At 65.5% G+C, this 23,748-nt stretch carries 35 protein-coding genes; 3 read left to right on the forward strand and 32 right to left on the reverse strand.

What is annotated here, in order from left to right; genetic code table 11:
• Nucleotides 1–51 precede the first annotated feature (51 nt).
• The 32 genes from rpsM to ACN469_RS10050 form a co-directional block, all read right to left on the reverse strand.
• Entirely contained in the window at nucleotides 52–435 is a 384-nt protein-coding gene (gene rpsM, locus ACN469_RS09895; RefSeq protein WP_141644008.1) for a 30S ribosomal protein S13, read from the reverse strand.
• A gap of 54 nt (nucleotides 436–489) precedes the next feature.
• Nucleotides 490–606: a 50S ribosomal protein L36 gene (gene rpmJ / locus ACN469_RS09900; protein ID WP_002633586.1), complete on the reverse strand. Its 117-nt coding sequence runs from the start codon at nucleotides 604–606 to the stop codon at nucleotides 490–492.
• A 75-nt stretch (nucleotides 607–681) separates the two neighbouring features.
• Nucleotides 682–900 (reverse strand): translation initiation factor IF-1, encoded by a 219-nt coding sequence (gene infA, locus ACN469_RS09905; protein ID WP_002614803.1) that lies wholly within the window; start codon nucleotides 898–900, stop codon nucleotides 682–684.
• A 152-nt stretch (nucleotides 901–1,052) separates the two neighbouring features.
• Complete coding sequence (map, locus tag ACN469_RS09910) at nucleotides 1,053–1,811, reverse strand: type I methionyl aminopeptidase (RefSeq protein ID WP_498766494.1); 759 nt, start codon at nucleotides 1,809–1,811, stop codon at nucleotides 1,053–1,055.
• Between the two features lie 97 nt (nucleotides 1,812–1,908).
• On the reverse strand, nucleotides 1,909–2,562 hold the full coding sequence (locus ACN469_RS09915; RefSeq protein ID WP_498766496.1) for an adenylate kinase: 654 nt from the start codon (nucleotides 2,560–2,562) through the stop codon (nucleotides 1,909–1,911).
• A gap of 162 nt (nucleotides 2,563–2,724) precedes the next feature.
• Nucleotides 2,725–4,071 (reverse strand): preprotein translocase subunit SecY, encoded by a 1,347-nt coding sequence (gene secY / locus ACN469_RS09920; protein WP_498766498.1) that lies wholly within the window; start codon nucleotides 4,069–4,071, stop codon nucleotides 2,725–2,727.
• Nucleotides 4,072–4,205: 134 nt separating this feature from the next.
• Nucleotides 4,206–4,733, reverse strand: coding sequence for a 50S ribosomal protein L15 (gene rplO / locus ACN469_RS09925; protein ID WP_498766500.1), 528 nt, complete (start codon nucleotides 4,731–4,733; stop codon nucleotides 4,206–4,208).
• A 19-nt stretch (nucleotides 4,734–4,752) separates the two neighbouring features.
• Nucleotides 4,753–5,022, reverse strand: a complete 270-nt coding sequence (rpmD, locus tag ACN469_RS09930; RefSeq protein ID WP_498766502.1) for a 50S ribosomal protein L30 — start codon at nucleotides 5,020–5,022, stop codon at nucleotides 4,753–4,755.
• Nucleotides 5,023–5,024: 2 nt separating this feature from the next.
• The gene (rpsE, locus tag ACN469_RS09935; protein ID WP_498766504.1) at nucleotides 5,025–5,546 is read right to left on the reverse strand and encodes a 30S ribosomal protein S5; all 522 of its coding nucleotides are present in this window, start codon (nucleotides 5,544–5,546) and stop codon (nucleotides 5,025–5,027) included.
• Between the two features lie 19 nt (nucleotides 5,547–5,565).
• Nucleotides 5,566–5,922 (reverse strand): 50S ribosomal protein L18, encoded by a 357-nt coding sequence (gene rplR, locus ACN469_RS09940; RefSeq protein ID WP_498766506.1) that lies wholly within the window; start codon nucleotides 5,920–5,922, stop codon nucleotides 5,566–5,568.
• A gap of 108 nt (nucleotides 5,923–6,030) precedes the next feature.
• On the reverse strand, nucleotides 6,031–6,597 hold the full coding sequence (gene rplF, locus ACN469_RS09945; RefSeq protein WP_498766508.1) for a 50S ribosomal protein L6: 567 nt from the start codon (nucleotides 6,595–6,597) through the stop codon (nucleotides 6,031–6,033).
• A gap of 64 nt (nucleotides 6,598–6,661) precedes the next feature.
• Nucleotides 6,662–7,066, reverse strand: a complete 405-nt coding sequence (gene rpsH / locus ACN469_RS09950) for a 30S ribosomal protein S8 (RefSeq protein WP_498766510.1) — start codon at nucleotides 7,064–7,066, stop codon at nucleotides 6,662–6,664.
• 191 nt (nucleotides 7,067–7,257) lie between these two features.
• The gene (locus tag ACN469_RS09955; RefSeq protein ID WP_015350175.1) at nucleotides 7,258–7,443 is read right to left on the reverse strand and encodes a type Z 30S ribosomal protein S14; all 186 of its coding nucleotides are present in this window, start codon (nucleotides 7,441–7,443) and stop codon (nucleotides 7,258–7,260) included.
• A gap of 26 nt (nucleotides 7,444–7,469) precedes the next feature.
• Nucleotides 7,470–8,000 (reverse strand): 50S ribosomal protein L5, encoded by a 531-nt coding sequence (gene rplE, locus ACN469_RS09960; protein ID WP_174459338.1) that lies wholly within the window; start codon nucleotides 7,998–8,000, stop codon nucleotides 7,470–7,472.
• A 303-nt stretch (nucleotides 8,001–8,303) separates the two neighbouring features.
• Nucleotides 8,304–8,633: a 50S ribosomal protein L24 gene (gene rplX, locus ACN469_RS09965; RefSeq protein WP_141643998.1), complete on the reverse strand. Its 330-nt coding sequence runs from the start codon at nucleotides 8,631–8,633 to the stop codon at nucleotides 8,304–8,306.
• A 46-nt stretch (nucleotides 8,634–8,679) separates the two neighbouring features.
• Nucleotides 8,680–9,048: a 50S ribosomal protein L14 gene (gene rplN / locus ACN469_RS09970; protein ID WP_163870400.1), complete on the reverse strand. Its 369-nt coding sequence runs from the start codon at nucleotides 9,046–9,048 to the stop codon at nucleotides 8,680–8,682.
• Between the two features lie 66 nt (nucleotides 9,049–9,114).
• Nucleotides 9,115–9,441: a 30S ribosomal protein S17 gene (gene rpsQ / locus ACN469_RS09975; protein WP_498766513.1), complete on the reverse strand. Its 327-nt coding sequence runs from the start codon at nucleotides 9,439–9,441 to the stop codon at nucleotides 9,115–9,117.
• 91 nt (nucleotides 9,442–9,532) lie between these two features.
• Nucleotides 9,533–9,748, reverse strand: coding sequence for a 50S ribosomal protein L29 (rpmC, locus tag ACN469_RS09980; protein ID WP_174459337.1), 216 nt, complete (start codon nucleotides 9,746–9,748; stop codon nucleotides 9,533–9,535).
• A 43-nt stretch (nucleotides 9,749–9,791) separates the two neighbouring features.
• Nucleotides 9,792–10,211: a 50S ribosomal protein L16 gene (gene rplP, locus ACN469_RS09985; RefSeq protein ID WP_141643995.1), complete on the reverse strand. Its 420-nt coding sequence runs from the start codon at nucleotides 10,209–10,211 to the stop codon at nucleotides 9,792–9,794.
• A gap of 66 nt (nucleotides 10,212–10,277) precedes the next feature.
• A complete protein-coding gene (gene rpsC / locus ACN469_RS09990; protein ID WP_002633602.1) occupies nucleotides 10,278–10,940 on the reverse strand; it encodes a 30S ribosomal protein S3 in 663 nt (220 codons plus the stop codon).
• Between the two features lie 40 nt (nucleotides 10,941–10,980).
• The gene (rplV, locus tag ACN469_RS09995; RefSeq protein WP_163870398.1) at nucleotides 10,981–11,325 is read right to left on the reverse strand and encodes a 50S ribosomal protein L22; all 345 of its coding nucleotides are present in this window, start codon (nucleotides 11,323–11,325) and stop codon (nucleotides 10,981–10,983) included.
• 35 nt (nucleotides 11,326–11,360) lie between these two features.
• Complete coding sequence (gene rpsS / locus ACN469_RS10000; protein ID WP_046714300.1) at nucleotides 11,361–11,648, reverse strand: 30S ribosomal protein S19; 288 nt, start codon at nucleotides 11,646–11,648, stop codon at nucleotides 11,361–11,363.
• Between the two features lie 15 nt (nucleotides 11,649–11,663).
• Entirely contained in the window at nucleotides 11,664–12,509 is an 846-nt protein-coding gene (gene rplB / locus ACN469_RS10005; protein WP_141643993.1) for a 50S ribosomal protein L2, read from the reverse strand.
• A gap of 35 nt (nucleotides 12,510–12,544) precedes the next feature.
• Nucleotides 12,545–12,838 carry a 50S ribosomal protein L23 gene (locus ACN469_RS10010; RefSeq protein WP_141643992.1) on the reverse strand — a complete coding sequence of 98 codons (294 nt, stop codon included), beginning with the start codon at nucleotides 12,836–12,838 and terminating at the stop codon, nucleotides 12,545–12,547.
• Nucleotides 12,835–13,458: a 50S ribosomal protein L4 gene (gene rplD, locus ACN469_RS10015; protein WP_141643991.1), complete on the reverse strand. Its 624-nt coding sequence runs from the start codon at nucleotides 13,456–13,458 to the stop codon at nucleotides 12,835–12,837. The genes ACN469_RS10010 and rplD overlap by 4 nt, the downstream gene beginning before the upstream one ends.
• A 53-nt stretch (nucleotides 13,459–13,511) precedes the next feature.
• A complete protein-coding gene (gene rpsJ / locus ACN469_RS10020) occupies nucleotides 13,512–13,820 on the reverse strand; it encodes a 30S ribosomal protein S10 (protein ID WP_002633608.1) in 309 nt (102 codons plus the stop codon).
• 201 nt (nucleotides 13,821–14,021) lie between these two features.
• Entirely contained in the window at nucleotides 14,022–15,212 is a 1,191-nt protein-coding gene (gene tuf / locus ACN469_RS10025; RefSeq protein ID WP_498766518.1) for an elongation factor Tu, read from the reverse strand.
• A gap of 140 nt (nucleotides 15,213–15,352) precedes the next feature.
• Nucleotides 15,353–17,431 carry an elongation factor G gene (gene fusA / locus ACN469_RS10030; RefSeq protein WP_498766520.1) on the reverse strand — a complete coding sequence of 693 codons (2,079 nt, stop codon included), beginning with the start codon at nucleotides 17,429–17,431 and terminating at the stop codon, nucleotides 15,353–15,355.
• A gap of 148 nt (nucleotides 17,432–17,579) precedes the next feature.
• Nucleotides 17,580–18,050 carry a 30S ribosomal protein S7 gene (gene rpsG, locus ACN469_RS10035; RefSeq protein WP_498766522.1) on the reverse strand — a complete coding sequence of 157 codons (471 nt, stop codon included), beginning with the start codon at nucleotides 18,048–18,050 and terminating at the stop codon, nucleotides 17,580–17,582.
• A gap of 145 nt (nucleotides 18,051–18,195) precedes the next feature.
• Nucleotides 18,196–18,567 carry a 30S ribosomal protein S12 gene (gene rpsL, locus ACN469_RS10040; RefSeq protein WP_043408969.1) on the reverse strand — a complete coding sequence of 124 codons (372 nt, stop codon included), beginning with the start codon at nucleotides 18,565–18,567 and terminating at the stop codon, nucleotides 18,196–18,198.
• Between the two features lie 213 nt (nucleotides 18,568–18,780).
• Entirely contained in the window at nucleotides 18,781–19,275 is a 495-nt protein-coding gene (gene rimI / locus ACN469_RS10045; protein WP_498766524.1) for a ribosomal protein S18-alanine N-acetyltransferase, read from the reverse strand.
• Nucleotides 19,272–19,973 carry a hypothetical protein gene (locus tag ACN469_RS10050; protein WP_498766526.1) on the reverse strand — a complete coding sequence of 234 codons (702 nt, stop codon included), beginning with the start codon at nucleotides 19,971–19,973 and terminating at the stop codon, nucleotides 19,272–19,274. Before ACN469_RS10050 ends, rimI begins: the two co-directional genes overlap by 4 nt.
• A 112-nt stretch (nucleotides 19,974–20,085) precedes the next feature.
• On the opposite strand from ACN469_RS10050, the gene ACN469_RS10055 reads away from it, so the two are divergent.
• The 3 genes from ACN469_RS10055 to ACN469_RS10065 all read left to right on the forward strand — a co-directional run bounded on the left by ACN469_RS10055 (nucleotide 20,086) and on the right by ACN469_RS10065 (nucleotide 23,726).
• The gene (locus tag ACN469_RS10055; RefSeq protein WP_498766528.1) at nucleotides 20,086–21,105 is read left to right on the forward strand and encodes a DnaJ C-terminal domain-containing protein; all 1,020 of its coding nucleotides are present in this window, start codon (nucleotides 20,086–20,088) and stop codon (nucleotides 21,103–21,105) included.
• Between the two features lie 93 nt (nucleotides 21,106–21,198).
• Nucleotides 21,199–21,930, forward strand: coding sequence for a HEAT repeat domain-containing protein (locus tag ACN469_RS10060; protein ID WP_498766530.1), 732 nt, complete (start codon nucleotides 21,199–21,201; stop codon nucleotides 21,928–21,930).
• Nucleotides 21,931–22,034: 104 nt separating this feature from the next.
• On the forward strand, nucleotides 22,035–23,726 hold the full coding sequence (locus ACN469_RS10065; RefSeq protein WP_498766532.1) for an ATP-binding response regulator: 1,692 nt from the start codon (nucleotides 22,035–22,037) through the stop codon (nucleotides 23,724–23,726).
• The last annotated feature ends 22 nt before the right edge of the window (nucleotides 23,727–23,748 follow it).

Consider the following 23,748-nt stretch of genomic DNA (forward strand, 5'->3'; position numbering starts at 1 on the left):
CTCCTGAGAGGAGGTGATCGACGCCGGCACCTCACGGGCCGGCGCTGCGGTTTACCGAGCCGGAGCGGCCGGCTTCGCCCGAACGATGCCACGCTTCGGACCCTTGCGGGTACGCGCGTTGGTGTGGGTGCGCTGGCCACGGACAGGCAGGCCCTTGCGGTGACGGAGACCCCGGTAGCAGCCCAGATCCATCAGGCGCTTGATGTTCATCGTCACTTCACGCCGGAGGTCACCCTCGACCTTGTAGCTGGCCTCGATGATCTCACGGATCTTGCGAGCCTGGTCCTCGGTGAGGTCCTTGGTCCGGGTGGTGGGATCGATGCCCGCCGCCTCGATGATGTCTTGCGCGGACTTGTTGCCGATCCCGTAGATGTACTGGAGCGAGATCACGGCGCGCTTGTTGGGCGGCAGGTCGATGCCGGCGATACGAGCCATCTTCGGTCTTCCTTCTGGAGTGGAGTTGGTCTGAAGCCAACGGCCTGCCGGCCGTTAGCCCTGGCGCTGCTTGTGCCGGGGGTTGGAAGCGCAAATCACGCGCACGATACCCTTGCGGCGAACAACCTTGCACTTATCGCAGATCTTCTTGACGGACGCCCGAACCTTCATGGAGCGAACTTCCTTCCTTCGAACAGATGAAAAGTCATGAGGGGCGCCACCCTAGTCCCAGAGCAGCGCCCTTTTCTACTTCGCCCGGTACGTGATTCGTCCGCGCGTCAGGTCGTACGGAGACAGTTCGACCTTCACTTTGTCTCCCGGGAGGATGCGGATGAAGTGCATCCTCATCTTGCCCGAGATGTGCGCGAGCACCTTGTGGCCATTATCCAGCACCACGCGGAACATCGCGTTGGGGAGGGGCTCCATCACCGTCCCCTCAACTTCGATGGAATCATCCTTCGGCAAGCGTCAAACCCTCTTCCCGGACCACGAACCTCTTGGAAGCGCGGCGGGATAGCACTTTGGTCCGCAAGTGGCAAGCGTCCCGCGCGGGAAAACTCGGATTCCTACCAACCCACCGTAACAACTTCGTATTTCACCTGCAGTCCCGGCCGCCTTCACGCCCCACGGGTGAGCACTTCGGAGCCACCGTCCGTGATGAGGATGGTGTGCTCGAAATGGGCGGACAGCTTCCGGTCCGCCGTCACCGCCGTCCAGTCATCATCCAGGATCTCCACCTCGTGGGTGCCCTGGTTGACCATCGGCTCCACCGCGAGGACCATCCCCGCTCGGAGCTTCATCCCCGCCCCCGCCTGCCCATGGTTGGGCACGTGGGGATGCTCGTGGAGCTTCCGGCCAATCCCATGACCGGTGAAATCCCGGACCACGGAGTACCCCCGGGCCTCCACGTGCCGTTGGACAGCATGCCCTATATCGCCCAGCCGGTTACCCGGCTTCATCGCCTGGATGGCCTTGTGGAGCGATTCTCGCGTCGTGTCCAGCAGCGACTGGGCCTCCCTGGACACCTTCCCCACCGGCACCGTCCTCGCCGCGTCCCCGAACCACCCCCGGTAGGACACCCCGAAGTCGAGCTTCATCAGGTCGCCCTCAGCCAGCTTCCTCCGCTTGCTGGGGATGCCATGCACCACCTCATCGTTGATGGAGGCGCATAGCACACATGGGAAACCCAGGTAACCCTTGAAAGCCGGCCTGGCCCCATGCTCCGCCGTCAGCCGCTCCGCCAGCGCGTCCAGCTCCCAGGTGGTGACACCCGGGACGACCGCCTTCTCCAGCGCATCCAGGACGTCGGAGACAATCCGACCGGCCTGGCGCATGAGGCCAATCTCATCCCGGGATTTGATTCCAACCTGGCTCATGGGCGGTCCGTGCGCTCCCGCCGTGCACGGAGAACGGGTGGCAAGCGGCTGCGGGCGCCGCAAGCGCCCTGCGTCCACTCGCCAGCACGTCCGCTCATCAAGCCTTGCCCTTACCCGCGGCGCTCTTGATCTCCTCGTAGATGCCATCCGGGGAGCCCACGCCGTCCACGCTCTTGAGGACACCCTTCTTCTCGTAGAAGGCCTTCAAGGGCGCCGTCTCCGCGTCGTACTTCTGCAGACGCTTCTCGATGACGTCCGGCATGTCGTCCGGTCGCTGAACGAGCCCCGTGCCACACTTGTCGCAGTACCCCGCGCGCTTCGGGGGGCTCTGGTCAACGTGGTAGACGCTGCCATCCACGGGACAGACCCGCCGGCCGGAGCCACGCTCCACCAGCGTCTTGTGTGGCACCTCGAGCGACACGACCGCGTCGAGCCGCTTGCCCAGCCGCCCCAGCATCGTGTCCAGCGCATCAGCCTGGCCCGGCGTGCGCGGGAAACCATCCAGCACGAAGCCCTGGGCCACGTCTGACTGCTTCAAGCGTTCTTCGACGATACCGATCACGACTTCGTCCGGCACGTACTGGCCCGCCGCCATCAGCGGACCCGCGACCTTCCCCAGCTCCGTCCCCTCCGCTACTGCCTTGCGGAGAATGTCACCGGTGGAGATCTGCGGGATGTGGAAGTCGGCGAAGAGCTTCTTCGCCTGGGTGCCCTTCCCCGCGTTCGGCGGTCCCAACAGGATCAGGTTCATGTGCTCCTCTCAGCTCCCAAGGAAGGCACGGAAGTCGTCGGCCACGAAGCTTCCAAGCGCCCCCCATGTGCACCACCGAATACCTTGAACGACTCCATCCCGGAACGACGAGGCGCCCCTCCCCACGACGGGGAGAGGCGCCCGGGACGTGAACGTCGTGACTCAGGCCGCCACGCGCACCCGGCCGCGGATGCGCGGGCCACGCGGCCCGGCGAAGCCCTCGTAGTTGCGGCTGATGAGGTGACCCTCGATCTGCTGCACCGTGTCCAGCGCCACGCCCACCACGATCAGCAGCGCGGTGCCGCCGAAGGTGAAGCGCACATTGAGCAGGCCGCTGATGACGGAAGGAATCACACAGATGACCGCCAGGTACAGCGCTCCACCGAAGGTGAGTCGGTTCAGCACTCGCTCGATGAACTCCGCCGTCTGACGACCCGGACGAATGCCGGGGATGTAGCCACCCTGCTTCTTGATGTTGTCCGCCACGTCATCCGGCCGGAAGGTCAGCGCCGTGTAGAAGTAGGCGAAGAAGATGACCATCAGGACGAACAGGCCGTTGTAGATCCACAGGTTGCCTTCGATGGCGCGCTGCACATCCTGAAGGAACGGGAACCACGTGCCCAGCGTCGCCGGGAACGACAGCACCGCTCCCGCGAAGATGGGGGGGATGACGCCCGCGGTGTTGACCTTCATCGGGAAGTACGTGGCCTGGCCTGCGAACATCCGCCGCCCCGCCATGCGCTTGGCGTACTGGATGGGGATGCGGCGCATGCCGCGCTCCACGTAGACCACCACCGCGATGATGAGGAGCATGAAGAACAGCAGCGCCAGGACCTCGGCCACCGCGATGACTTCCTGCCGCGTCAGGTCCAGCAGCGACTTGGCTCCCGGGAGCACACCCGCGACGATTCCCGCGAAGATGATGAGCGAGATGCCGTTGCCGATGCCTCGCTCGGTGATGCGTTCACCCAGCCACATGATGAAGGCCGTACCAGCCGTCAGGCTGATGACCGTCATGAAGGTGAACCAGACGCTGTCGTCCGGCACCACCACCTGGTTGAAGCCACTCTGGCCGCCGTCCGAGCGCCCCAGGGACGCCAGCCACCGGGAGATGCCGATGCCCTGGATGACGGAGAGGACGATGGTGCCGTAGCGGGTGTACTGGTTGATCTTCTGCCGCCCCGCCGCGCCCTCCTTCTGCAGTCGCTCCAGACTGGGGATGACCACCGCCAGCAGCTGCATGATGATGGAGGCGCTGACGTAAGGCATGATGCCCAATCCGAAGATGGACATCTGCTCCAGCGCGCCGCCGGAGAAGAGGTTGAACAGCGACACCAGGCCGCCCGACTGCTTCTGGGCGTCCATGAAGGCGTTCATCGCCGCCCGGTCCACGCCTGGCGTGTTGATGAAGATGCCGATGCGGTACACGGCCAGCAGGGCCAGCGTATACGCAAGCCGGCTGCGCAGCTCGGCGATGCGGAAGACGTTGGCGAAGGCATTGAGAGCCACGGGGTAGCCATCCTCTTCGTGAGGGTTCTGCCAGGACGACAAAACGCCCCTGTTCCACGGACGGGAAAGGGGCGCAGAAGCCTACACAAGCGAAATGGCGCGCACCACCGACAAGTGATGCGCGCCTGACATGCTCAAGCCTTGGGCTGCCGAGGGGCCTTGACGCCCTTGCCAGCATGGGCCTTCGCGGCCGCTTCGGGCTTGTGAGCCATCAGCGGAAGGACATCCACCGCGCCGCCAGCCTTCTCGACCGCCGACTTCGCGGCCTCGGAGGCCTTGTGGACTCGGATGGTGACCTTCTTGGTCAGCGCGCCGTGTCCCAGCAGCTTCACGCCGTGGTAGCGACCCTTGACCAGACCGACCTTCTTCAGGGAGGCCTCATCCACCGTGGCGCCCGCGTCGAAGTGGTTGTCCACGTCCGACAGGTTCACCACCGCGTACACCGTGCGGTTGGGGGAGTTGAAGCCAAACTTCGGAAGGCGACGCTGCAGAGGGCTCTGTCCGCCCTCGAAGCCCTCGAACCGCATGTTGCCGGAACGGGCCTTCTGACCCTTGCCACCACGACCGGCCGTCTTGCCCAGACCGGAACCCTGGCCGCGGCCGACCCGCTTCTTGCGGTGCCACGAGCGCGAGGGACGCTTCAAATCGTGCAAAGTGCTCATTGTCTCAGTCCTCTCGTGCTCAGGCCTTGTTCTGCTTGGCCTGGTAGGCGCGCGCGCGATCCCGCAGGGCGATCTTGCGCGGCTTGCGGCGCTTCGGCGCCGGCGCCTCGGTGCTCACCGTCTCCAGGGAGACCAGGTGCTTCACCTTGAACGCCATCCCACGGATGGCAGGGGTGTCCTTGAGCAGGCGCTCTTCACCAAACTTCTTCAGACCCAGGCCACGGATGGTGGCCAGCATGTCCTCGGAAGCACCCGCGTAGCTCTTCGTCAGCTTCACCTTGAGCGCCATGACTAGCCCCTGTGCTCTCCGGCGAGCTTCGCCGACTCGACGTCCTTGCCACGCAGCCGCGACACCTGCGCCGCGCTCCGCAGCAGCTTCAGGCCAGCAACCGTGGCCTTCAGCACGTTGTGCGGATTCCGCGAACCCTGGCTCTTCGTCAGGATGTTGCGGATGCCCGCCGCCTCAAGAACCGCGCGCACCGCGCCACCGGCGATGACGCCCGTACCTTCGCTGGCCGGCTTCAGCAGCACCCAGCCGGCGCCGAAGTGCCCGAGTATCTCGTGCGGAATCGTGTGACCCATGAGCGGAACGCGGAACAGATTCTTCTTCGCGTTCTCGCCGCCCTTGCGGATGGCCTCGGGGACCTCGTTGGCCTTGCCCAGGCCGACGCCCACGTGTCCAGCGCCGTCGCCCACCACCACCAGGGCGGCGAACGAGAACCGGCGGCCGCCCTTCACGACCTTGGCCACGCGGTTGATGTTCACCACGCGGTCGGTGAGGTCCAGATCGTTCGGATTGATCGGAGTTGCCACTTGGAAATCCTTTCGAAAGCTAGAACTTCAGCCCGGCCTCGCGCGCGGCGTCAGCCACGGCGGCGATGCGCCCGTGATAGGGGAAGCCGTTGCGGTCGAACACCACCGCCTCGACGTTGGCAGCCTTGCACCTCTGCGCGATCAGGGTACCAACCCGCTTCGCGTCCGCCTTCTTGTCGCCTTCGTCCTGGCCCTTCAGCTCCTTGGACAGCGACGAGGCAAACGCGAGGGTCTTGCCCGTGGTGTCGTCCACCACCTGCGCGTAGATGTGCTTGAGGCTTTTGTAAACGGTGAGCCGCGGCCGCTCGGTGGTGCCCGAGAGCTTCTTGCGGATGCGGTTCTTCCTCTTGAGGCGGTGATCGATCTTCGTCGGCATGGCTGCTTCCTTGTCCTTCCGGCGGCGATGCGGACTTCCGCCGCCGGATGATGCCGTCGGACCCCACGGGTCCGACGGGATTGGGAACCCTCAGGACAGACGAAACGACTAGGTCGTTCCGGTCTTGCCCTCCTTACGGCGGATGCGCTCCTCGGTGTACTTGATGCCCTTGCCCTTGTACGGCTCGGGCGGACGCAGCGAGCGGATGTTCACCGCCGTCGCGCCCAGCACTTCCTTGTCCGCCGAGCGGAGCGTCAGCCCCACGGTGGGGAGGCTGTCCTCGGTGCGGGCCGCCTTGTCCACTTCGGCAGTCACACCCTCCGGCAGGTTGAACACCACCGGGTGCGAGTATCCCAGCGCGAAGTGGATGGCCTTGCCCTTCACCTCGGCTCGGAAACCAACGCCGCGGATGTCCAGCTTCCGCTCGAAGCCGGTGGACACGCCCTTCGCCGCATTCGCGAGGATGGTGCGGGTCAGGCCGTGCAGGCTGCGCGCCTCGCGAGAGTCATCCTCGCGCAGCACGTTGACCTGGCCGTCCTTGATCTCCACCTTGACCCGGGCGGGAAGCTTCACGGACAGCTTGCCCTTGGGGCCCTCGAAATTCACCTGCTGGCCGGCGACGATGGCCTTCGTCTTGTCGCCGAGCTTGATCGCCAGTTTTCCAATCCGACTCATGGTTGCCTCGGTCCTGTATGCCCGGGGCGCGCACTCTCACGAGGCGCGGCCTCCAGGCAGCTGGCTAGTAGACGGTGCAGAGCAGCTCGCCGCCCGCCTTCTGCTTGCGGGCCTCGGAGTCCACCAGGATGCCGCGGGACGTGGACAGGATGGAGATACCCATTCCACCCAGTACCTGCGGGATGTCGTTCACGCCAGAGTAGCGGCGGAGACCCGGCTTCGACACGCGGCGGATGCCGGTGATGGCGGGGCTGCGGTCGGGACCGTACTTGAGCTGCACGGTAATCTCGCTCTGCGGCGAGCCCTCGGGGGTCGCGACGGCGAACTCCCCGATGTAGCCCTCGTCTTTGAGGACTTTGATGATCTCGAGCTTGAGCTTCGAGTGGGGAATGACGACCTTGTCGTGACGCGCGCGCGAAGCATTGCGCAGGCGGGTCAGCATGTCGCCAACAGGATCATTGACCGGCATGAGCTACCTTCCAAGCAAGAGCCCTTATCGAGCATCTCGCGTTCGCGGCCGCCGCGCCTGCCGGGCCCATCCCGGGGGTTCGCGCCGACCGCCACTGCTGAAGTTGGAACTTCGGTTGAGCACACTCCGCCAGGAGCGCGCCCAGGGTGCCGACGAGCCCTTTCGAGCCCCTCAGCACCCTGCCCTTCCGGCTACCAGGACGACTTGGTGACGCCGGTGATCTCGCCCCGCAGCGCACGGTTGCGCAGACAGATGCGGCACATCTTGAACTTGCGAAGGAAGGCGCGCGGCCGACCGCACAGCGGGCAGCGGTTGTACTGGCGCACGGCGAACTTCGGCTTGCGCTTCGCCTGGGCGATCTTGGAGAGCTTGGCCATTGTCTTGAGGTCCTTGGCTCGAGGGCTTACTGACGGAACGGCAGGCCGAAGTGACGCATCAGCGCCAACCCCTGCTCGTCGTTCGCGGCGGTGGTGACGAAGCTGATGTTGAGCCCCTTCACCTTCTCGATCTGGTCGTAGTTGATCTCAGGGAAGATGATCTGCTCGCGGACGCCGAGCGTGTAGTTGCCCTTCCCATCGAAAGCCTTCGGGGACACGCCCTTGAAGTCACGCACGCGCGGCAGCGCCACGGTGATGAGGCGGTCCATGAACTCGTACATCCGGGTGCCACGCAGCGTCACGGCGGCACCGATGGCCTGGCCCTGGCGCAGCTTGAAGTTCGCGATGGACTTGCGAGCGCGCGTGACGATGGGCTTCTGGCCCGTGATCGCCGCGAGCTGGTCCACCGCCGACTCCAGGATCTTGTTGTTGGCGAGCGCCTCGCCCAGACCCATGTTGACGACGATCTTCTGGAGACGCGGAACCTCCATCGGGTTCTTGAGGCCCAGCTCCTTCATCAGGGCGGGCACTCCTTCCTTCCGGAAGCGCTCCTTCATGCGGGCCGGCTTGCTCTCGAGGCCTTCCTCGATGTTCGCCGCGAAGCCAACCTTCTTGGCCTCTTCCTTCTTGCCCCGCTTCGCCTTCTTTTCCTTCTGGTCCGGCTTCTTCTCGTCAGCCATCGTCGTATCCTCTGCTTCGGGGCGCCGTTGTGGACCCAGCGCGTCCGATCAGTCCTTCATTTGGAAACTGAAAACACCGCGAGTGCCCCGGAACAACCCGGGCCCTCGTTGCCTGCACGCCCCCCTACCCGCCCACCAGGGCGGACAGAAGGGCGCGCATACATGCCCCAACAGGGACTCCTAGTCAATCAGCGCGTCGCAGTTCTTGCAGAACCGCTGGAGCTTCTCGCCCTCGGTCTTGACTCCCACGCGGGTCGGCTTGTCGCACTTGGCGCAAACGACCTGGACATTCGCCAGGGCGATGGTGCCGGGCTTCTCGACAATGCCACCCTCGGGGTTCTGAGGCGTCTTCTTCTGGTGACGCTTCACCAAGCGCAGACCTTCCACAGTCACGCGGCCGGCCTCCCGGTCGATCTTCAGCACCTTGCCGCGCTTCGTCGCCGGGCTCTTCTCGGAGGCTTCGGCCCCGGCCATGACCTGGACCGTGTCTCCAACTTTCATCTTCTGCATGGCTTCCTCGTCTCTCTGGCTGCTCGCCGTCCGGCCTGCGGTCCTCTCAGAGGACTTCGGGCGCCAGCGAGATGATCTTCATGAACTTGCGGGCGCGGAGCTCACGGGCCACCGGCCCGAAGATGCGCGTACCAATGGGCTCCATGTCCTTGTTGATGAGGACCGCGGAGTTGCCATCGAACTTGATGAAGCTGCCGTCGGCCCGACCCACCTCGCGCTTGGTGCGGACGATGACGGCCTTGGCCACGTCACCCTTCTTCACCTTCGAGTTGGGCAGCGCCTCGCGGATCGACACGACGATGACGTCGCCGATGGACGCGTACTTGCGCTTCGAACCGCCGAGCACCTTGATGCAGAACACCTTCTTCGCGCCCGAGTTGTCCGCCACGTCGAGCACGCTCGTCATCTGAATCATCTGGGAATCTCCTATCGCCGGTGACTCCACCACACCGCCTCACGGCCGCGCAGGTGGAGGTGCGTGCTAGACGTTCTTGCTCTTCTCCAGCACCTCAACCACACGCCAGCGCTTGTCCTTCGAGGCAGGCTTGGTCTCGGCGATCCGGACCCGATCACCCTCGTTGATGGTGATCTTCTTCGGATAGTCGTGGTCCTCCACGTGCGCCTTGTACTTCTCGCGCAGGCTCATGATCTTCCCGTACTTCGCGTGGGGAGCCCGGCGCTGGACGGTGACCACGACCGTCTTCTGCATCTTGTTGGAGGTGACGATACCCACGCGCGTCTTCGGACGGCCGCGGGAGGAGGTCTCTGCCTTGGGCGCTTCAGTCGTTTCAGCCATCTTTGTTCTCACTGTCTCTCATGCACCCGGGGGCTCTCGCTTCCCGGATGGCCGTACGCACCCGCCTTGAGCGAGCGCGCTTGGAGGAATCGCGACGGGGCCCTTAGGCCTTCGCCGCCTTCTTCTTCTCGCCGAGAACCGCCAGCACACGGGCCAGGTCACGCCGGTGCAGGGTCCGCTCCGCCGGGCTGTCCAGCGAGCCGGTCCGCCGCTTGAGCTGGTCCTGGAACAGCGTCTCACGCAGTTCCGTCGCCCGCCGCTGCAGGTCGTCCGCCGACAGCTCCCTCAGTTCCTTCGCAGTCGCCATTGCTATCTCCACATGCGTGCGGGAGCCCACCCGAAGGCGGCTCCCGCCGCGGTGCCTAGAGGCTCAGGTCCGTGCGCGTCACGATACGCGTGAGCACCGGCAGCTTCGCCTGCGCCAGCTTCAGCGCTCCCGTGGCCACCTCGGTCGTCATCCCCTCCATCTCGTAGAGGATGCGGCCGGGCTTCACCACCGCGACGTAGTACTCCACGCCACCCTTACCGGTACCCATTCGGGTCTCGGCGGGCTTCTTGGTGATGGGCTTGTCCGGGAAGATTCGGATCCAGATCTTGCCGCCGCGCTTCACGTGGCGGGTCATCGCGATACGAGCCGCCTCGATCTGCCGGGACGTAATCCACCCCGGCTGCAGGCTCATCAGGCCGAACTCACCGTAGGTCAAGTCGCTGCCACGGTGCGCGGCGCCAGGCGTGCGGCCCTTGTGCATCTTCCGGTACTTCGTACGTGCAGGCTGAAGCATCGTCGCTGTCCTTCACTGCCCTGCCCCGGGCGCCCTCTCTCGAGAGCGCCCAAAGCGGGAGGGCTCTTAGCGGTTGGAGGGCATGGGGGCCTGGCCGCCCTTGCCCGGGAGAACCTCGCCCTTGCAGACCCAGACCTTGCAGCCGATCTTGCCGTAGGTCGTCTTGGCCTCGGCGAAGCCATAGTCGATGTCCGCGCGGAGGGTGTGCAGGGGCACGCGGCCCTCGCGGTACCACTCGTAGCGAGCCATCTCGGCGCCACCCAGGCGGCCCGAGCAGGCCACGCGGATGCCCTTGGCTCCGAACTTCATCGCCGTCTGAAGCGCCTTCTTCATGGCGCGACGGAACGCGATGCGACGCTCGAGCTGCGTGGCGATGTTCTCCGCCACCAGCTGCGCGTCGGTCTCCGCCTTGCGGACCTCGACGATGTTGAGGAAGACCTCGTTCTTCGTGAACTGCTGGAGGTCCTTCTTCACCGTCTCGATGCCCGCGCCGCGCTTGCCGATGACGATACCCGGACGCGCGGTGTGGACGTTGACCTTCACCTTGTTGGCGGCGCGCTCGATCTCCACCTTGGACACGCCCGCGTGGTTCAGCGACTTCTTCACGAACTCGCGGATGCGGATGTCTTCATGGAGCCACTGCGCGTAGTTCTTGTGCTCGAACCACTTGGAGTCCCAGGTCTTGATGACGCCAAGCCGGAACCCGATCGGATGAACTTTCTGTCCCAACGTGAATCTCCTTGAACGTCCGGGCTGGGCCCGACGGGTCCTACTTCTTGGCCTCGGCCAGCACCACGTGGACGTGGGCGGTCTTCTTCTTGATCGGGGTGGCCCGACCCATGGCGCGCGGCATGAACCGGCGCTGGGTAGGACCCTGGTCCACCGAGATGGTCTTGACGTAGAGCGTGTCCACGTCGACCTGACCCTTGGACAGGTCCGTCGCGTTGGCCACGGCGCTCTTGATGAGCTTCTCCACCGGCAGGGCCGCGGCGCGCTTGGTGAACTTCAGGATGTTGAGGGCGGCCTCAACGGGCTTGCCCCGGATGAGCGCCGCAACAAGAGACAGCTTGCGGGGGCTCATGCGCAGGAAACGCAGATGTGCAGTCGACTCCATGGTCATCTCCTCAGGCTCTCAGGCAATGCACCAGGCTACTTGCCCGGGGCCTTGGCGACCTTCTTCTCCGCCGAGTGTCCACCGAACGTACGCGTCGGGGCGAACTCGCCGAGCTTGTGGCCCACCATGTTCTCCGTGACGAACACCGGGATGAACTTCTTCCCGTTGTGCACCGCGAAGGTGTGACCCACGAACTCCGGAAGGATGGTGGAGCGGCGGGACCACGTCTTCACGACAGTCTTCTTGTTCGTCTTGATCATGTCCTCGATCTTCTTGACGAGGAAGTCGTCGACGAACGGACCCTTCTTGATCGAACGAGCCATGGCTTGCGAATCCTCTTACTGGCTGCGCGCGCCCTGGCGGCGGCCGCTCACGATGAACTTGTCAGTACGCTTGTTGGTGCGCGTGGTCAGACCCTTGGTCTTCTTGCCCCACGGCGACACCGGGTGCGGGTTACCCTGACCGGACTTACCCTCACCACCACCGTGCGGGTGATCCACGGGGTTCATCGCGAGACCACGAACCGTCGGGCGGATGCCCAGCCAGCGGCTCTTACCCGCCTTACCAATGCGGATGATCTCGTGCTCGATGTTGCCCACCTGGCCCACGGTGGCGCGGCACTCGATGAGGACCATGCGGACGGTTCCGGAAGGCATACGCACCTGCGCGTAGCGGCCCTCCTTCGCCATCAACTGTCCGGAGGTTCCCGCGGAGCGGATGACCTGGGCGCCACGGCCCGGCTTCAGCTCCACGTTGTGGATGATGGTACCCACCGGGATGTTCTGCAGCGGCAGGGAGTTGCCCGGACGGATGTCGGCGGTCTCGCCGGCGAACACCGTGTCGCCCACATTCAGGCCCACCGGGGCCAGGATGTAGCGCTTCTCACCGTCTGCGTACGTCAGCAGGGCGATGTTGGCGGTGCGGTTCGGATCGTACTCCACCGCGGTGACCTTGGCCGGCACGCCGTCCTTGTCACGACGCTTGAAGTCGATGACGCGGTAGCGGCGCTTGTGACCACCACCCTGGTGACGCCGGGTGATGTGTCCGTGCACGTTGCGGCCACCCGAGCGCTTGAGCGGCTCGGTCAGCTTCTTCTCGGGCGCGTCCTTGGTGATGTCCGCGAAATCGGACACCGTCATGTGACGGCGGGCGGCGCTTGTCGGCTTGTACTTCTTGATGCCCATGGTGTGTTCCTCAGGCTGACCTCAACGCCGTAGCGTCAGGCCGCCCCTCCCTCGAAGAGTTCGATCGAGTCGCCTTCCTTGAGGGTGACGACCGCCTTCTTGAAGTTGGGCCGCTTGCCGATGCTCCGACCCACGCGCTTGATCTTGCCGCGGACGACGTTCGTGTTGACGCCCTCGACCGTGACCTTGAACAACGTCTCCACCGCGCGAGCCACGTCATGCTTGGTGGCCTTGCGGTCGACGATGAACGAGTACTGACGGAACTTCTCGCGGGCCTTGTCCAGCTTCTCGGTGATGAGCGGACCCTTGATGACGTCGCTGAGATTCATGAGAGCGCCCCCTCGAGGGTCTTCGCCGCCGCGGAGGTGAGCACGAGGTGCGAGTGCTTCAGAACGGCCTCGAGGTTGAGACCCTCGGGAGGAAGCACGTCGAACTTCGCCAGGTTCCGCACGCTGCGGTGCAGGTTGGTGTTGCTCTTCTCGTCCACCACCAGGGCGTTCTGCAGCTTCAGGCGCTTGGTGAGCGCCTCGAAGGCCTGCTTGCTCTTGGGGGCGTCCAGGGAGAACCCGCTCAGGATGATGAGCGTCTTCTCCTTGGCGCGCAGGGACAGCGCGGACTTCAGCGCGCCGCGACGCACCTTGCGGGGCGGGCGGTAGAAGTAGTCGCGAGCCTTGGGAGCCATCGCCTTGCCGCCGCCCACCCAGTGGGAAGCGCGGATGGAACCCTGGCGGGCGCGGCCGGTGCCCTTCTGCTTCCAGGGCTTCTTGCCGCCGCCGCTGACCAGCGAGGTGTTCTTCACACCCACCGTGCCGCGACGCCGGTTGATCTGCTGCATCTTCGCGACCTCGTAAAAGAGGTGCGCGTTCGGCTCAGCGCCGAAGATGTCGTCGGAGAGCTCAATCTCCGACACCTTCTTCAAATCAAGGTCGACAACGTCAAACTTCGCCATGGCACTTTCCTCGCGGGGGTCGGAGTGAAACCACTCGGACGCCCACCCGCTTCCTAGGACTTGATCTCGACGTCAACGCCGGCCGAAAGATCCAGCTTCATGAGCGCATCCAGCGTCTGCTGCGTGGGCTCGAGAATATCGAGCAGGCGCTTGTGCGTGCGGATCTCGAACTGCTCGCGGCTCTTCTTGTCCACGTGCGGCGAACGCAGCACCGTGAACTTGTTGATGCGCGTAGGAAGGGGGATCGGACCGGCCACCTTCGCGCCTGTGCGCTTGGCCGTCTCGACGATCTCACCCGCGCTCTGGTCCAGGAGCTTCGAGTCGTATGCCTTCAGCCGGATGCGGATCTTCTGTGTCGCCATTCGCAAGAACCTCTTAGAACGAACTTTGTGCCAACGCCCCGGGAGGCGCTACGACCGACGTCCCCTGGTTGTCACAGAGCCGTTTCTTCAGAACGAAGGGGCGCGGTGATTACCATCCCGCCCCGGTGTATGCAACTGGATTTCCTCCGGCTCCCTGGAAATTCCCCGAGGGGATGTCCATGGGAGCCAGGAGGAGGCCTGCTACTCGATCACTTCCGCCACAACGCCGGCGCCCACCGTGCGGCCACCCTCGCGAACAGCGAAGCGCAGCTCCTTATCCATCGCCACCGGGGTGATGAGCTCCACCTCGATTGCGATGTTGTCGCCCGGCATCACCATTTCCACGTTCTCAGGCAGCTTCACCGTTCCCGTCACGTCCGTCGTGCGGAAGTAGAACTGGGGACGGTATCCCTTGAAGAACGGGGTGTGGCGACCACCCTCTTCCTTCGACAGCACGTAGATCTGCGCCTTGAACTTGGTGTGCGGCTTGATGCTGTTCGGCTTCGCCAGCACCTGCCCGCGCTCCATGTCCTCGCGCTTCAGACCACGCACCAGCGCGCCGATGTTGTCGCCCGCTCGGCCCTCGTCCAGCAGCTTGCGGAACATCTCCACGCCCGTGACGACGGTCTTCTGCGTCGGACGCAGACCGACAACTTCGATTTCCTCACCGACCTTGATGATGCCACGTTCCACACGTCCCGTCGCCACCGTTCCACGGCCGGCGATGGAGAACACGTCTTCCACCGGCATCAGGAAGGGCTTGTCCGTCGCGCGCTCCGGCGTCGGAATGTACGCGTCCACGGCTTCCATCAGCTTGAGGATAGCGCCCTCGCCGATTTCGCTCGTATCACCCTCGAGCGCCTTGAGCGCCGAGCCAGGGATGATGGGGATGGTGTCGCCCGGGAACTCGTACTTCTTCAGCAGGTCGCGAACTTCCATCTCCACGAGCTCACGCAGCTCGGGGTCGTCCAGCATGTCCACCTTGTTCAGGAAGACCACGATGTACGGAACACCGACCTGGCGCGCCAGCAGAATGTGCTCGCGCGTCTGGGGCATCGGACCGTCCGCCGCGGAGACCACGAGAATCGCGCCGTCCATCTGCGCCGCGCCCGTGATCATGTTCTTCACGTAGTCGGCGTGGCCCGGGCAATCCACGTGCGCGTAGTGCCGGTTCTTCGTCTGGTACTCCACGTGCGCCGTGGAGATGGTGATGCCGCGCTCACGCTCTTCCGGCGCCTTGTCGATCTGGTCGTACGCCAGGAACGTGGCGCCGCCGGTCTTCGCCAGCACCTTCGTGATGGCCGCCGTCAGCGACGTCTTGCCGTGGTCCACGTGTCCGATCGTGCCGATGTTCACGTGGGGCTTGTTACGCTCGAACTTTTCCTTGGCCATGACAACTCCTCACCGGGCTGAGCCGGTCAACGACCCGGCGCGTCTCGAATCCCGCAAAACACACTGCGAAGGTGCTGCGTCCTGCTCCAAACCCGCCACAACGTCAACTGAAATCGCCCGCCGGGCTGCCTGGTGCCCCGTCAGTACCGGTTCAGCGCCGTCTTGGGCGCCGGCGCGTAGTGACTGAACTGCATCGTGTACGTCGCCCTTCCCTGGCTGCGGCTGCGCAGGTCCGTTGAGTACCCGAACATGGCTGCCAGGGGGACCTGTGCCTGGATGGCCTGTAGCCGACCCGGGCGGGGCGTCATGCCGAGCACCCTGCCGCGACGGCCGTTCAGGTCACCAATCACGTCGCCCATGAAGTCGTCGGGCGTGACGATCTCACAGCTCATGATGGGCTCGAGCAGCACCGGGGTGGCCGCGCGCACCGCATCCTTGAAGGCCAGGGAGCCGGCGATCTTGAACGCCATCTCGCTGGAGTCCACGTCGTGCATGGAGCCGTCGTAGGCCTCCACCTTCACGTCGACCATGGGGTAGCCCGCCACCGGGCCGTTCTGCAGGGCCTCCGTGACACCATCACGGACCGCGTCCACGAACTCCTTGGTCACCGCGCCGCCCGTCACCTTGTTCTCGAAGGCGAAGCCCTTGCCGGGCTCGTTGGGCATCACCCGCAGCCAGATGTGGCCGTACTGGCCCCGGCCGCCCGTCTGACGGATGAACTTCCCCTCCGCCTCCGTCTGGGTGGTGACGGTTTCCCGGTACGCCACCTGCGGCTTGCCGATGTTCGCGTCGACCTTGAACTCGCGCAGGAGCCTGTCGACGATGATCTCCAGGTGCAGCTCGCCCATGCCGGCGATGATGGTCTGCCCCGTCTCCTCGTTCGTCTTCACGCGGAACGACGGGTCTTCCATCGCCAGGCGCTGCAGCGACTGGATGATCTTGTCCTGGTCCGCCGTCGACTTCGGCTCGATGGCGATGTCGATGACCGGCTCGGGGAACTCCATCCGCTCCAGGATGATGGGCTGCTTGTCGTCGCAGAGCGTGTCGCCCGTGCTCGCCAGCTTCAGGCCCACCACCGCGCAGATGTCACCGGCGCAGCACTCGGTCAGCTCGTCCTTCTTGTCCGCGCGCATCTGCACCAGACGGCTGACTCGCTCGCGCTTGCCCTTGACCGAGTTCCACACCGCCGTCCCCGCCTCCAGCTTCCCGGAGTACACGCGAAGGAAGGTCAGCGTCTGGGATTGGAACGCCGGGTCGTTCATGATCTTGAACGCGAGCGCACTGAACGGAGCGTCGTCCCGCGTCTCGCGGATGGCGTCCTCGCCCTTGGGCGTCTTGCCATGCACCGGGGGGATGTCCAGCGGGCTGGGCAGGTAGTCGATGACGGCATCCAGCAGCGGCTGCACGCCCTTGTGGCGGAACGCCGAGCCGCAGAACACCGGGAACAGCTTCAGCGCCACACAGCCCTTGCGGATGGCCGAGCGAATCTCCTGCTCGGTCAGCTCCTGTCCCTCCAGGAACTTCTCCGTCAGCGCGTCATCCTGCTCCGCCGCCGCCTCGAGCAGCTCCGCGCGCGCCGCCTCCGCCTGCTCGCGGTACTCCTCCGGAATCTCCGCCACGTCGTAGCGACTGCCCTGCTCCGAGTCGACGAACACCAGCGCCTTCATCGTCAGCAGGTCGATGACGCCGCGGTGCTTGTCTTCGGCGCCCAGCGGCAGTTGCATCCGCACCGCTCGCGCACCCAGCTTCTCGCGAATGGTTCCCACGGACATCTCGAAGTCCGCGCCCACCCGGTCCATCTTGTTGATGAAGCAGATGCGGGGGACCTTGTACTTGTCCGCCTGACGCCAGACCGTCTCGGACTGAGGCTCCACGCCGTTCACCGCGTCGAACACGGTGATGGCCCCGTCCAGCACGCGCAACGAGCGCTCCACCTCGATGGTGAAGTCCACGTGCCCCGGGGTGTCGATGATGTTCACGCGGTAGCGATGCTCACCGCGACTCCAGAAGGCGGTGATGGCGGCCGACGTGATCGTGATGCCGCGCTCGCGCTCCTGGACCATCCAGTCCGTGGTGGTGTTTCCCTCGTGCACCTCGCCCATCCTGTGGATGGCGCCGGTGTAGAAGAGGATCCGCTCGGTGGTGGTCGTCTTGCCGGCATCGATGTGCGCCATGATGCCGATGTTGCGGTAGCGCTCCAGGGGATGCTCGCGAGCCATTGCGTCGGTACCTCTCCATGAGGGCGGGAGGGCCATGGGGCCCCGTCTCACGTACCCACCCGGACGATTTCAGAGAACCTGCTTCACCTAAAGAAACCGCCCGGATGCAGACTCTGCATCCGGGCGGGATACCGCGAGGCCGAAAGACCTACCAGCGGTAGTGCGCGAAGGCCTTGTTGGCCTCCGCCATCTTGTGCGTGTCCTCACGCTTCTTCACCGCGTTACCGCGGTTGTTGGCGGCGTCCATGATCTCGCCGGCCAACTTCTCCTGCATGGTCTTCTCGCCACGCGCCTTGGAGTACGTGATGATCCAACGCATTCCGAGGGCGACGCGACGGTCCTGACGGACCTCGACGGGCACCTGATAGGTGGCGCCACCGACGCGGCGGCTCTTCACCTCCAGCACCGGCTTGACGTTGTCGAGGGCCTTCTTGAACGTCTTGAGGGGGTCTTCCTTCGCGCGCTCTTCGATGAGGGCGAAGGCTCCGTAGCAAACGCCTTCCGCGATGGCCTTCTTGCCCTTCCGCATCAGGTCGTTGACGAACTTGGTGACGAGCCGGTCCTGGAACTTCGGATCCGGAAGAATCTTGCGCTTGGCGACTACGCGACGGCGAGGCATCTCTTCTCTCTTCCCTTACGCCCCACTCTCCTTGGAGAGCTGATGAAACCGGGGCTTCTTGAACTGCTGAAGGAAAACAACCAGGACGCTCCCCAGGGTGCGGGGCTCAACGTCCAAACTCTGGAACAACGAAGGTGGTCTGCTCTCAGCTCGGGCGCTTCGCGCCGTACTTGGAGCGGCTCTGCTTGCGGCCCGCCACGCCCACGGAGTCGAGCGTTCCACGAACGATGTGGTAGCGCACACCCGGGAGGTCCTTCACACGACCGCCACGGATCATCACCACCGAGTGCTCCTGGAGGTTATGGCCCACGCCGGGGATGTAGGACGTCACTTCGATTCCGTTGGTCAGACGAACACGCGCCACCTTGCGGAGGGCCGAGTTCGGCTTCTTCGGAGTCGTGGTGTACACACGGGTGCAAACGCCGCGCTTCTGAGGGCACTCCTTGAGCGCGGGGCTCTTGCCCTTGATGTTCAGCTTCTCGCGGCCCTTGCGGACCAGCTGGCTAATGGTCGGCACTGATACCTCTTCCTCGGGTTGGCCCCCCCTTAGAAACAAGGGGCGGCGCATATCTACCTACAGGACTACTGAAAAGGGCCGCGAGTATAGGGACCGACCCCACCGTGTCAAGCACGGCATGACGCGGACCTGAACAGGTCAGCGCCAGCGAGGTCATTCCCGGAGACTCGACAACCCAGGGTACAACAGGTCGCTCCTCTACTCCGCGTGCACTCAGAAGTCGAGGACCATCACCACGGCGTCCTCGCCCTCGTCCGCGTAGTAGTTCGGCCGGATGCCGACCGGGCGGAAGCCGAACGTGCGGTAGAGCTGGATGGCCGCCTCGTTGCTCTTGCGGACCTCCAGCGTGGCCAGGCAGCACCGCCGCCCCGTCCCTCGCTCGAGCACCTCTTCCATCACCGCTCGCGCCACGCCCCGCCGACGATGCTGGGGCGCGGTGGCCACGTTGAGGACGTGCACCTCGTCGTGGACGATCCAGAAGATGGCCAGCCCCAGGAGCAGCGGCGGCCCGGTCTCCTGGGCCTCCTCCACCAGGAGGATGGTGGACCACTCGTGCTGGAGCTCGCGCTTGAGCAACTCCTGCGACCACGGATTCTTGAAAGCCGCCTGTTCCAGCGCCATCACCGCGGCCAGATCATCCACCGTCATCTGACGGATCAGGAAGCCATGGGGCGCCCGCGGCTCTCCATCCTCCCTCAGCCGCCTCATCGCTTCGCCTCCCGTGTGAAAGGCGCCACCCGCCGCACCTGCGCCGAGGCCCGCACCTGCGCGAGTTCCTCCACCGCCAGCGCCGCATAGCGTTCACGAAAGAGCTTCTCGCGGATGACGTCTCGCACCGTCTCGTAGTCCGTGGGGTAGTCCGCCGCGTGCTGTTCGTAGAAGCGGCGGATCTCCGTCTCGCCCACCTGCGCCCTCAGGCGGATGCGGCTGTCCAGGACGCGCTCGGCTCGCAGCCCGCGCGCCAGGAGGGCCTTGAGCCCCTCCAGCGTCACGTCATTGCGGGCCAGGAACCGTTCCAGTGTGAGGGGACCGCCAATCCGGGCGCGGAACGCCTCCAACCTCGCCTCCACTTCCGACGGCTCGGCGGGGAAGGCCTGGAGCCGGTCGGCGTTGAGCACCTGGACCCGCTGGTTGATGACCAGCTCCAGGGCGCCTCGGAGGGTCTCTTCGTCGAGGGGGGCCTCGAGCGCCTGGACGCCGCCCCGCTGGACGAGGGCCACCCGGGCCTCGAACTCCAGCTCACTCAAGGACAGGACCCGGCCCTCGATGATGGCGACCACCCGGTCCACCACCCTCTTCCCGGCCTCCGTGGGCGCACCCTGGGCCCACGATTGGGACACCGGCAGCAACAGGAGCCAGCCCGCCAACCACAAGGTCCCCGCTCCTGCTCGGCGCGGCGCTGCCATGGCCTCCCTCATCTTTCGGCGACTTTATACATCCCAGACCAGCCGAACAGTCCTTGCTGGCGCACTCCCACCGACTGGTTACTTTCAGTTGCGTACACCCCGGCGGGAACAAATGGCGGACGACTACTACCAGATCCTCGGCGTTGATCGGACGGCCTCGGAGGAGGCCATAAAGAAGTCGTACCGGAAGCTGGCGCGCCAGTACCACCCCGACGTCAACCCCAACAACAAGGCCTCCGAGGAGAAGTTCAAGCAGCTCGGCAATGCCTTCGAAGTGCTGTCGGACCCGAAGAAGCGCAAGCTCTACGACGAGTTCGGCGAGGACGCGGAGAAGATCGGCTTCGACGAGAAGAAGGCGGAGGCCTATCGCCAGTACCGCGCCGCCGCCTCCAGGGGCGGAGCGGGCGGCATCCCCTACGGGGGCGAGGACTTCGACCTGGGCGACCTCTTCAACGACCTCTTCGGAGGACGCCGTGGAGGCGGGGGCGCCGGGGCGGGCCCTGGAGGCTTCGACCCGAATGAAGTGTTCAGCCGGGGCCGCCGCCGTCCTCCCATGGGCCCCGAGCGGGGCAATGACTTGTCCACCCAGGTCCGCGTCACGCTGGGGGAAGCCGTCACCGGCGCGGAGCGGACCCTGTCCGTGACGAGGCCGAATCGAGGAGGCACGGGCCCCGACGAGCCGAGCCGCCTGACGGTGAAGATTCCCGCCGGCGTGCAGACGGGCTCCAAGGTGCGGCTGGCGGGCCAGGGGGCTCCCGGCCTGCGCGGCGGCCCCCCCGGCGACCTCTTCATCGAGACCGAGGTGATGGACCACCCCCTGGTCCGCCGCGAGGGGGACGACCTGCATCTGGATCTACCCGTGACGGTCTCCGAGGCGATGTTCGGCGCGGAGGTGCGCGTCCCCACCTTCCAGGGTGAGGTCACCGTCAAGGTTCCATCGGCCTCACAGACGGGTCGGCAGATGCGCCTCAAGGGGCGCGGAGTGCCTTCCCTCAAGGGCGGAGCTCCCGGGGATCTCTATCTCCACCTCCAGGTCAAGGTGCCGGATACCGATACCCCGGAGACGCGGGCCGCCGCGGAGGCCCTGTCCAAGGCCTACCGCGAGGATGTACGTCGCGAGCTGACGCTGTGATGGTGTTGGCTCTTGTCCTGGGCGCCGCCCCGTCATAGACGGCCCCTCTACCCTTCTTCACACGTCGCCGCAGGAAACGGAGCACACGCGCACATGGGCCTCTTCGACATCTTCACGGGCGGTTCGGGGCCCGAGAAAGCCCTCAAGCTCAAGCCCAAGGTCACCCAGAAGTACGGTGACCCGGCGACACGGCAGAAGGCCATCCAGCAGCTGGGAGAGATGAAGTCTCCCGAGGCCGTCTCCGTGCTGCTCGCACGCTTCACCATCACCGTGGACCCGCTCACCACGGACGCGGACGAGAAGGAGCACACCTTCGAGCTGGTGAAGTCCTTCGGCAAGGACGCAGCCGTCCAGCCCATCGTCGAGTTCCTCAGCAAGACGGAGCAGGCCACGTCCTGGGCCCTGCGACTGCTGAATGAGCTGGTCAGCGAAGAGGAAGCCACTGGCGCCTGCGTCAACGCGCTCCAGCACCTCTCCGCCACGTACACGAAGAACCCGGAGAAGAAGGTCGTCCTCCTCCACCACGTCACCGGCCGAGAGGACCCGCGCGTGCCGCCCGCCGTCCTCCCCTTCCTCGAGGACATGTCAGACGATGTGAAGATCGCCGCCCTCAAGGCGCTCGCCTCCTTCAAGTACGAGCCGGCGCGCGAGCCCATGCTCAAGCTGCTGACGGCCGACGAGACGGCCCGCCGGGTGCAGACCTCCGTGATTGCCGCCCTGGCGGACGCGGGCTTCAACGTGACGAGCCACCGGGCCCAGGTGGAGCCGCTGCTGGTGGAGCCGTTCGTCGTGGACAAGGACGGCCGCATCCAGCGCAAGGCGTGAGCCGGGCTGTCCTGTCGGGCAGCCGACACGGACACTGTCCTCCGGATGGCCCTGCACACCAGGGCCGTTCCCAGGCGCTCGGAACTTGAAGCAGGATTCTCACCGTGCGCTCGAAGAAAAAAGGGGCCCTGGCAGAGGTCGTGCCGCTGCGCCCCAACACCTCGAAGAAGTCCACCCGTCGCGCCGTGAAGCCGCCTCCCCTGGCGGACTCCGACGCCACAGCGCGCGCCCTCCTGGAGATGGCGCGGCACCTCACCGACAACGCCGGCCCCACCGAGGCGCTGCGGTCCCATCTCCAGACGCTCCACGCACTGCTCAAACCCAAGGTCTGTTACGTGGCCCGCTACTTCCCCTCCCGGGAACAGCTCCACGTCGAGCACGTGCGCGGACGCTACGACAGCCGCGTCGTCGCCGCCGTCCCGGGCGAGGGCGTGGTGGGACGCGCCTTCTCCGAGAAGAAGCTGCTGCACGAGGCGGACACGCTCGCCGTGCCGCTCGAGAGCCCGCACGGCGTCACCGGCGTCCTCGTCGTCCTGGGCGCTCGCCGCACCGTCTCGGACACGGTGCTCCAGTCGCTGGCCGCGCAGCTCGCCGCCGCGTACGAGGTGGCCCGCCTCCGCGACGACAGCGCTCGCAGGAACAAGGACCTCCAGACGGCCATCGCCGGCCTCAAGAGCCTGGAGCAGAACCGCGAGGAGCTGCTCGGCAACGTCTCGCATGACCTGAAGAACCCGCTCACCACCATCAAGTCGTACCTGGCGATGATGGGGCGCGAGAAGCTGGGGTCCCTCACGGACTCCCAGCGCCGCGCGGTGCAGATCTGCGACCGGAACTCCGACCGCATGCTGCGCATGGTGAATGACCTGCTGCTCATGTCCCGCCTGCAGTCAGGGAAGATGCAGCTCAACCAGCGCCCCTTCGGACTCAAGGCCGTGGCGGAGGAAGTGGTCCGCTCGCTGGGCGTCCTCGCCGAGCACGGCAAGGTCAGCGTCACCATTCCCCCCTGCCCCGAGGTCTTCGTCCGCGGAGACCGCGAGCGCATCGCCGAGGCCATCCACAACCTCGTCGAGAACGGCATCCACCACAGCGAGGCCGACGACTCCGTCGAGGTCAGCGTCTCCACCGCGGATGGACTCGCCACACTCACCGTGAAGGACAGCGGCCCGGGCATGTCCTCCGAGGCCCTGGAGCACGTCTTCGATGCCTTCTACCGGGCACAGCCGGGCGTCCCTCGGCCTCCGGGCGCTGGGCTCGGCATCCCCCTGGTGGGGAAGATTGTCGCGCTGCACGGCGGCCGGGTGGAGGCCAAGAGCGTGCTGGGCGAGGGAAGCACCTTCGAGATGGTGCTGCCCATGTTCGCTGGAGCGGTGAACTCGCCTGACCTGAACCAGGCGGCCCCCAAGGCGGGCGGCATCCTGCTCGTGGAGGACGACGCGGACTGCCGCGAGGTGCTGCAGCAGGTGCTGGAGCAGGAGGGCTACCGGGTGATGGCCACCTCGGGAGCCTCCGAGGCGCGCTCCATCCTCTCTCACATCCGACCGGCCATGGTGCTGCTCGACCTGCGGCTGAGCGAAGAGGACGGCCAGTCGGTGCTCCGCTTCATCCGAGGCAACGAGTCGCTGGCGGACATCGTCGTGTACATCATCTCAGGTGCCAGCGAGGTGGCCTCCCTCACGTCGGGACAGGGTCTGGAGCGAATCGACGGCTTCTTCGAGAAGCCGCTCCAGTTGCCCAAGCTCCTGGACACGGTGGCGGCGGTGGTGCGGCCCAGCCGCCGGGCTCCGGCTGTCCCCTAGCGGGAAGGAATGGACCGCGGAA

Origin of the sequence: Corallococcus terminator (assembly GCF_049194865.1) — a bacterium.
GTDB classification, from domain to species: Bacteria; Myxococcota; Myxococcia; order Myxococcales; family Myxococcaceae; genus Myxococcus; species Myxococcus terminator_A.

Coding starts and splice junctions, on each gene's coding strand:
- rpsM (WP_141644008.1), bottom strand. CDS start 435: ATGGCTCGTATCGCCGGCATCGACCTGCCGCCCAACAAGCGCGCCGTG.
- rpmJ (WP_002633586.1), bottom strand. CDS start 606: ATGAAGGTTCGGGCGTCCGTCAAGAAGATCTGCGATAAGTGCAAGGTT.
- map (WP_498766494.1), bottom strand. CDS start 1,811: ATGAGCCAGGTTGGAATCAAATCCCGGGATGAGATTGGCCTCATGCGC.
- ACN469_RS09915 (WP_498766496.1), bottom strand. CDS start 2,562: ATGAACCTGATCCTGTTGGGACCGCCGAACGCGGGGAAGGGCACCCAG.
- rplO (WP_498766500.1), bottom strand. CDS start 4,733: ATGAGCACTTTGCACGATTTGAAGCGTCCCTCGCGCTCGTGGCACCGC.
- rpmD (WP_498766502.1), bottom strand. CDS start 5,022: ATGGCGCTCAAGGTGAAGCTGACGAAGAGCTACGCGGGTGCTTCCGAG.
- rplR (WP_498766506.1), bottom strand. CDS start 5,922: ATGCCGACGAAGATCGATCACCGCCTCAAGAGGAAGAACCGCATCCGC.
- rplF (WP_498766508.1), bottom strand. CDS start 6,597: ATGAGTCGGATTGGAAAACTGGCGATCAAGCTCGGCGACAAGACGAAG.
- rpsH (WP_498766510.1), bottom strand. CDS start 7,066: ATGCCGGTCAATGATCCTGTTGGCGACATGCTGACCCGCCTGCGCAAT.
- ACN469_RS09955 (WP_015350175.1), bottom strand. CDS start 7,443: ATGGCCAAGCTCTCCAAGATCGCCCAGGCGAAGCGCAAGCCGAAGTTC.
- rplE (WP_174459338.1), bottom strand. CDS start 8,000: ATGAAGGAGCGCTTCCGGAAGGAAGGAGTGCCCGCCCTGATGAAGGAG.
- rplX (WP_141643998.1), bottom strand. CDS start 8,633: ATGCAGAAGATGAAAGTTGGAGACACGGTCCAGGTCATGGCCGGGGCC.
- rplN (WP_163870400.1), bottom strand. CDS start 9,048: ATGATTCAGATGACGAGCGTGCTCGACGTGGCGGACAACTCGGGCGCG.
- rplP (WP_141643995.1), bottom strand. CDS start 10,211: ATGCTTCAGCCTGCACGTACGAAGTACCGGAAGATGCACAAGGGCCGC.
- rplV (WP_163870398.1), bottom strand. CDS start 11,325: ATGGAGTCGACTGCACATCTGCGTTTCCTGCGCATGAGCCCCCGCAAG.
- rpsS (WP_046714300.1), bottom strand. CDS start 11,648: ATGGCTCGTTCGATCAAGAAGGGTCCGTTCGTCGACGACTTCCTCGTC.
- rplB (WP_141643993.1), bottom strand. CDS start 12,509: ATGGGCATCAAGAAGTACAAGCCGACAAGCGCCGCCCGCCGTCACATG.
- ACN469_RS10010 (WP_141643992.1), bottom strand. CDS start 12,838: ATGAATCTCAGCGACGTCATCAAGGGTCCGCTCATCACCGAGAAGCTG.
- rplD (WP_141643991.1), bottom strand. CDS start 13,458: ATGGCGAAGTTTGACGTTGTCGACCTTGATTTGAAGAAGGTGTCGGAG.
- rpsJ (WP_002633608.1), bottom strand. CDS start 13,820: ATGGCGACACAGAAGATCCGCATCCGGCTGAAGGCATACGACTCGAAG.
- tuf (WP_498766518.1), bottom strand. CDS start 15,212: ATGGCCAAGGAAAAGTTCGAGCGTAACAAGCCCCACGTGAACATCGGC.
- fusA (WP_498766520.1), bottom strand. CDS start 17,431: ATGGCTCGCGAGCATCCCCTGGAGCGCTACCGCAACATCGGCATCATG.
- rpsG (WP_498766522.1), bottom strand. CDS start 18,050: ATGCCTCGCCGTCGCGTAGTCGCCAAGCGCAAGATTCTTCCGGATCCG.
- rimI (WP_498766524.1), bottom strand. CDS start 19,275: ATGAGGCGGCTGAGGGAGGATGGAGAGCCGCGGGCGCCCCATGGCTTC.
- ACN469_RS10050 (WP_498766526.1), bottom strand. CDS start 19,973: ATGGCAGCGCCGCGCCGAGCAGGAGCGGGGACCTTGTGGTTGGCGGGC.
- ACN469_RS10055 (WP_498766528.1), top strand. CDS start 20,086: ATGGCGGACGACTACTACCAGATCCTCGGCGTTGATCGGACGGCCTCG.
- ACN469_RS10060 (WP_498766530.1), top strand. CDS start 21,199: ATGGGCCTCTTCGACATCTTCACGGGCGGTTCGGGGCCCGAGAAAGCC.